This window comes from Chryseobacterium sp., from assembly GCF_022712095.1.
Classification (GTDB): Bacteria; Bacteroidota; Bacteroidia; order Flavobacteriales; family Weeksellaceae; genus Chryseobacterium.
In genome coordinates this window covers 1-5,843 of record NZ_JALAHD010000184.1, presented here as the reverse complement: position 1 = coordinate 5,843, position 5,843 = coordinate 1, and the positions used below count along the sequence as shown (strand labels likewise).

Sequence of the window (5,843 nt, the reverse complement as noted above, 5' to 3'; positions counted from 1 at the left end):
GAATTATATAATTCCCAAAGTTTATTTCAGAAAAGGGTTGTATTGTTTTTCAAAACCAATGCTGGTAGGATTTCCATGGCCTGAAAAAACTTGAGTTTCATCATCTAAAATAAATAATTTAGTTTTGATGCCCTCGATCAGCTGATCGTAATTTCCTTTATACAGATCAGTTCTTCCAATACTGCCTTCAAAAAGTACGTCACCTGAGATCATCAACTTTTGTTCATTATTATGGTAAACCACGCTTCCCGGTGAATGTCCCGGAACATGGTAGATTTTGAATTTTTCGCCGTCTAATTCAAGTTCATCACCTTCTTTTATGTATTCAATATCCACATTGACTGGGTTGATGGGTAATCCGAATCTCATACCGCTCATCTGCAGCATATCCAGTACTTCCTGGTCTTCCTGATGCAAGGTTACAGGTGTCTTGAATTTATCAAAAGCCCATTGCAGACCTAATACATGATCAATATGAGCATGAGTAAGAAGTATTTTCTGAACTTTTAATTCATTAGTGGTGATAAAATCATCAATCAGTTGGGTTTCCTGTTCATTCATATTTCCCGGATCGATTAGCCAGGCATTCTTATTTTCATTATAAAGGATGTAAGTGTTTTCACTGGCAAAGTTGAAGACGAAAGATTGAATCTGAAGCATTTTGTGAATATTTTTTTATCAAAAATACAATAATCTGAAGAAAGTAACTATTTTTATTTATCTTCGTAATAATGAAAACTTTACGAATTTTTTTACTGTCTTTAAGTAGCCTGGCCTTTGGGCAGAATATTCAGGGCATTCAGCTGTTTAATCCTCAGACTAATGATGAAACGCCTGTTATTGGTTTTGATGAAACATTGGTTTTGAATTTTGATGATCTTTCTAATGCCAGTGAGATTTATAGGTATACGATCAAACATTATGACCGTAACTGGAATGATGATAATCTTTTCTTTACTGAGTTCGCTTCAGGAAGTCTTAATGGTTTGCTGGATCAGTTTACGTATTCGTTCAATACATTGCAGGCGTATACTCATTATACATTGACGTTTCCGAATGAAAAAATAAAACCTAAAATCTCTGGAAATTTTGAGATAATCGTCTACAAAGACTCTGTAGAAAAGCCTTTATTTAAAAGAAGATTTTATGTAGTTGAAAAAAATGCATCATTAGCAGTAAATGTTTCAAGAATTTCAGATGCCAGAAATCCTAATGTTAATCAGAGGGTTGAGGTTCAGGCTACCTCTATTATGGGAAATTTATCCTCAAATGTGAATTCAATGAGCCTTAATGTGGTTCAGAATAATAATATGAACATGAGTGTCTTTAACCTGAAACCTAGTTCTACATTGGGGAATCAACTTCTTTTTCAGCAGATGAGCCTGACTTTCCCGGGAAATAATGAATTCTATTATTTTGATAATAAAAATATGAATATGGCGGCTGATATGGTTCGTGCTACAGAAGTAAAAGATGGAGTTAATCATACTTATTTGCATGCTGTATGGGCTTATCCGTTGAATTATCAATATCAGCCTGATGTAAACGGTGCTTTCTATTTCAGACGGAATGATCTGGGAATTGAAAGGGATGCTACCCGTGAAGCTGATTATTCATGGGTATATTTTGCATTGGATTCTGAGCCTATGGATAAAGAAATATATGTATTGGGAGGATTTAATGATTTTGTGGCTAAAAAAGAATATCAGATGCAGTATAACGAAGAAACCAAACAATATATCGCCAAAATATTCTTGAAACAAGGTTTCTATAATTATATACTGACAACCAAAGAAAGTGACGGTTCATTGAACTTTGGGGAAATCAATGGAAACTTCTGGCAGACCGAAAATCTTTATCAGGCATTTTTATACTATGCTCCTTTCGGAAGAAGCTATGATGGACTGATGGGTTATGGAGAGTTCAGAACTCCTGTTAGATAGTATTCAATAAAGTAAAAGCAGGTAATTAAAGAAGTTACTGCTGTAACTCTTTAAATATAGCTGTAATAAAAAGACTTTCTTTATTCTCAAACAGATAATGAATGTGAACGGGAAAGTTTTTTGTTTTATATACCATGACCTCTTTTTGCTCTGTATTCGATGCCTCTGAATGTTTCAGAATCTGAGAAATGGATTCTTGTAAAGTATCCAGGAAGTCAGTGCCTTTGTTTTCTTTTTCAGCATTGAACACTCTCATGAGTAACCGAATATCATTTTTAGCAATGGATGATAAAAGAACTTTCATTAGGCAAAATATTTTTTAAGATCTGATATGTTTTCGTAAAAATCCAGTTTTGTTTTAGGATTGTCTTTATGAAATTGAATTCGGTACAGTACTTCATCCACTTGGAATTGAGGTACGGAAGATTTACTTTGATTTTCAAACTGGTCTATCACTTTTGTCAGTGCTTCTAATAATTCAGGAGTCGAATTTTCAATTTTACGCTGTAATATTTTAACTGTAGTATTCATAACCAAAATATTTAAGTGTTAGTGAAAGTTTTGATAATGCAAATTTATGTAAAAAAATATATAAATAAGAGGATTGTTTTTATTTTTATAGGGGTGTTGTTTGTTTTTTTATTGTTTTTAATTAATTATGGTGTGTTTTTATTGGGGGTATATTTAATATTTTGATTAATTTAATCAAATGAAGTATTTGAATAGATATCATTCACGTAAAAAAAGACACCCATGCCTTTGAGTGTCTTTTTCTTGTTATTTTATGATATTTAAACTAAATAAAAGTCATTTAATTTCTCTTCACATAAGGTTTTCACAACTTCAATCCAACGGTCTTCGTCATTCAGGCAAGGGATGTAATGGAAATTTTCTCCACCAGCATGTAAAAACTGCTCTTTTCCTTCCACGGATATTTCCTCTAGAGTTTCCAGACAGTCTGATACAAATGCAGGACAGACAATAGCAAGATTTTTTATACCTTTTTTAGGAATGCTCTCTAAAGTTGCATCAGTATAAGGTTCTATCCATTTATCTTTTCCCAATCTTGACTGGAAGGAGACAATTGTTTTTTCTTTTGGAAGACCCATCTTAGCAATAACGGTTTCCGTTGTTTTATAACATTGATGCCTGTAACAGTAAGCATTGTGAGTATCTACCTGGCTGTTGATACAGTTGGCATCATCAATTTTACAGGTGTTGGAAGGATCCGTTTTGTAAAGATGTCTTTCGGGAACACCGTGATAAGAAAACTGTAAGGCGTCAAAATTTTCAGGAAGTTTTTCTTTAATGCTCTCCGCAAGACAATTGATATAAATATCCCGGTTGTAAAAAGGTTGGATATAATTAATTTTAATATCAGGAAACTTGCTTTTTCTTACTTCTTCTGCCTTTTCAATAACGGTTTCCGTTGTACTCATGGCATATTGTGGATAAAGAGGGAAGAGTACTATTTCATCTATCCCCTGATCTTTAAGTTTCCGAATCCCGGTTTCTATGCTGGGTTCAGCATATCTCATCCCGATTTCCACAGGAACGTCAACCAATTTCTGGAGTTTTTTCTGAATCTTTTCCGTGATGACGATTAATGGAGAACCTTCATCCGTCCAGACTGTTTTATAAGCTTCGGCAGATTTTGGAGGTCTTGTATTTAATATGATTCCGCGAACCAGTAATGCACGGAAGATCCATCGGTAATCAATGACCCTTTCATCCATTAAAAATTCATCCAGATATTCTTTTACATCCTGTACCTCGGTGGACCTTGGAGATCCCAGATTGACTAGTAAGATTCCCTTCATTATTTATTTAGATTTTCCAGTTGAGCGTCAACAGTGGACCCATAATTTTTCTTCAGATAAAAAATATAGACCTCTCTTGCTAACATTTCTTCTTCTTCACTGATTCCAAAAGAATTGAGATATTCATTACCTTTTTTAGAAATAATTTTTGTGAATAGCTCAAAATATCCCTCCGGATTTTCTTCCAGATAATGTTCTCCTTTTGTTTTTTTTATTTCGTCCTGAGTTTCCTTGTCCAGCTTATAATAATAGGTGACATAGTAATCTAGAAATGGGGTGTTCTTTTGGTTGAGTTTTTCCAGAATAATGTCCATTTTCTCTAAACTGTCTTTTGCGAGCCCTGATTGTTTAAGCTCTTCATGATATTTTTGGTTGATATTCTGATTGTTTTCCTTTTTACAGGAAATGACAGTAAGAATACTTAAACAAAATAATACAAAAATTTTTTTCATATTATCCGTTTACCGCCTCTACTTTCTCTACCAGCTCAGGAATGAATTGTTTTAAGATGTTTTCAATTCCGTTCTTTAATGTAGCTGTGGAACTTGGACATCCGGAGCAGGCTCCCTGCAGTAGCATTCTGGCTGTCTTGGTATTTTCGTCATATTCCATTAAAGATATTTTTCCTCCGTCATTTTCTACAGCAGGAGCTACATATTCATTTAAGATATCTGAAATCTTCTGCTCATCATTCGTATAGTCCCTATTGATGATTTTTTCTACAGGATTTTCATGTTTCTGAGGTTCAAGATTGGAGATTAGGCCTCCGTTTTGAAGGTAGTCCGCAATAAGCGCTCTTACAGCTACCATTACCTCATGCCATTCTACGGAATTATCTTTCGTTACTGCTACAAAGTTATCGGAAATGAAAGCTTCTTGTGCAAAATCAAATTCATTAAAAATGGCTTGAACTAAAGGGACTTCAGCTGCTTCATTTCTTGATTTTACCTCCACGAAACCATCCAGTAATAATTTATTGGAAACAAATTTCATTACATTAGGATTAGGAGTCATTTCAGCATAAACCTGATACATCTCCTTTCTTTTTTGGATGTAGATTCTCGGATTAGCCAGTAATTCATCTTCGATTACATTTTTCAGGCTTTCTGAAACATGCTCCCATTCCACGGTATCCTGTTTAGCTACTGCTACAAAATTAGCCGTGATGAAGATTCTTTCTACAAATGGATAATTGAAAAGTTCCTGTGCAAGAGGAATTTCTGAAATATCTGAACTTCTGTCCAACTCTAATGATCCAGGGATAAGATTGTAGTCGGCTACAAATTTCATCACTTTTGGGTTTTCTGTTGGTTCTATAAGTATGGTACGCATTTTTTCGTTAAATTTGAGATACAAAAATACGGATTAGATACGGGAGTAAAGAACACGAAAGTTAGATTTTTGCTATAAGAGTTATAATTGATTTGAATTTATGAAATTTCTGATTCTAAAACCATTATTAAATTCTTGACAATAACTTTTTTCTTACTAATATATATCATAATATATCTCCGGGATTTTTACTAACTTTCATTATTAAATCTAATAAATATGGCACTTGTAAAAGAACTTTTAGGGAAGGCTCCTCAAATTGGAGAAAATACTTTTTTGGCAGAAACAGCAACTGTTATTGGAGATGTTACCATGGGAAAAGATTGTAGTATTTGGTATAATGCAGTAATAAGGGGAGATGTTAATTATATAAAAATGGGAAATAAAGTTAATGTCCAGGATAATGCAATGCTGCACTGTACTTATGAAAAATATCCTCTGGTTATAGGAAATAACGTTTCTATAGGACATAATGCTATTGTCCATGGCTGTACGATTCAGGATAATGTACTGATTGGGATGGGATCTATTGTAATGGATGACTGTCTTGTAGAGGAGAATTCTATTGTAGGAGCAGGATCAGTGGTCACACAAGGGACGCATATCAAATCAGGGGAAGTGTGGGGTGGAGTTCCGGCAAGAAAGATTAAAGATATATCGTCTCAGCTGCTGGAGGGAGAAGTTAATAGAATTGCTGATAACTATGTGAAGTATTCTTCCTGGTATAAAGAATAGATCAAAGATTATT

General features: G+C 34.1%; 8 protein-coding genes. 2 read left to right on the top strand and 6 right to left on the bottom strand.

Features of this window, described 5'->3' with window-relative positions:
- Positions 1-21: 21 nt before the first annotated feature.
- Positions 22-660 carry an MBL fold metallo-hydrolase gene (locus Q0A18_RS09535; RefSeq protein WP_292009924.1) on the bottom strand — a complete coding sequence of 213 codons (639 nt, stop codon included), beginning with the start codon at positions 658-660 and terminating at the stop codon, positions 22-24.
- A 71-nt stretch (positions 661-731) separates the two neighbouring features.
- Between Q0A18_RS09535 and Q0A18_RS09530 the strand changes: the two genes are divergently transcribed.
- Positions 732-1,943 (top strand): type IX secretion system plug protein domain-containing protein, encoded by a 1,212-nt coding sequence (locus Q0A18_RS09530; RefSeq protein WP_292009923.1) that lies wholly within the window; start codon positions 732-734, stop codon positions 1,941-1,943.
- A 34-nt stretch (positions 1,944-1,977) separates the two neighbouring features.
- Here the strand turns inward: Q0A18_RS09530 and Q0A18_RS09525 are convergent, their stop codons facing one another.
- The 5 genes from Q0A18_RS09525 to Q0A18_RS09505 all read right to left on the bottom strand — a co-directional run bounded on the left by Q0A18_RS09525 (position 1,978) and on the right by Q0A18_RS09505 (position 5,095).
- On the bottom strand, positions 1,978-2,247 hold the full coding sequence (locus Q0A18_RS09525; protein WP_292009922.1) for a hypothetical protein: 270 nt from the start codon (positions 2,245-2,247) through the stop codon (positions 1,978-1,980).
- Positions 2,247-2,474, bottom strand: coding sequence for a hypothetical protein (locus Q0A18_RS09520; RefSeq protein WP_292009921.1), 228 nt, complete (start codon positions 2,472-2,474; stop codon positions 2,247-2,249). Before Q0A18_RS09520 ends, Q0A18_RS09525 begins: the two co-directional genes overlap by 1 nt.
- A gap of 260 nt (positions 2,475-2,734) precedes the next feature.
- Positions 2,735-3,763 carry a ferrochelatase gene (gene hemH, locus Q0A18_RS09515; RefSeq protein ID WP_292009920.1) on the bottom strand — a complete coding sequence of 343 codons (1,029 nt, stop codon included), beginning with the start codon at positions 3,761-3,763 and terminating at the stop codon, positions 2,735-2,737.
- Positions 3,763-4,215 carry a hypothetical protein gene (locus Q0A18_RS09510; protein WP_292009919.1) on the bottom strand — a complete coding sequence of 151 codons (453 nt, stop codon included), beginning with the start codon at positions 4,213-4,215 and terminating at the stop codon, positions 3,763-3,765. Before Q0A18_RS09510 ends, hemH begins: the two co-directional genes overlap by 1 nt.
- 1 nt (position 4,216) lies before the next feature.
- Entirely contained in the window at positions 4,217-5,095 is an 879-nt protein-coding gene (locus Q0A18_RS09505; protein ID WP_292009918.1) for a NifU family protein, read from the bottom strand.
- Positions 5,096-5,314: 219 nt separating this feature from the next.
- Here Q0A18_RS09505 and Q0A18_RS09500 point away from each other — a divergent pair, with 219 nt between their 5' ends.
- On the top strand, positions 5,315-5,830 hold the full coding sequence (locus Q0A18_RS09500; protein ID WP_292009917.1) for a gamma carbonic anhydrase family protein: 516 nt from the start codon (positions 5,315-5,317) through the stop codon (positions 5,828-5,830).
- Positions 5,831-5,843: the final 13 nt, after the last annotated feature.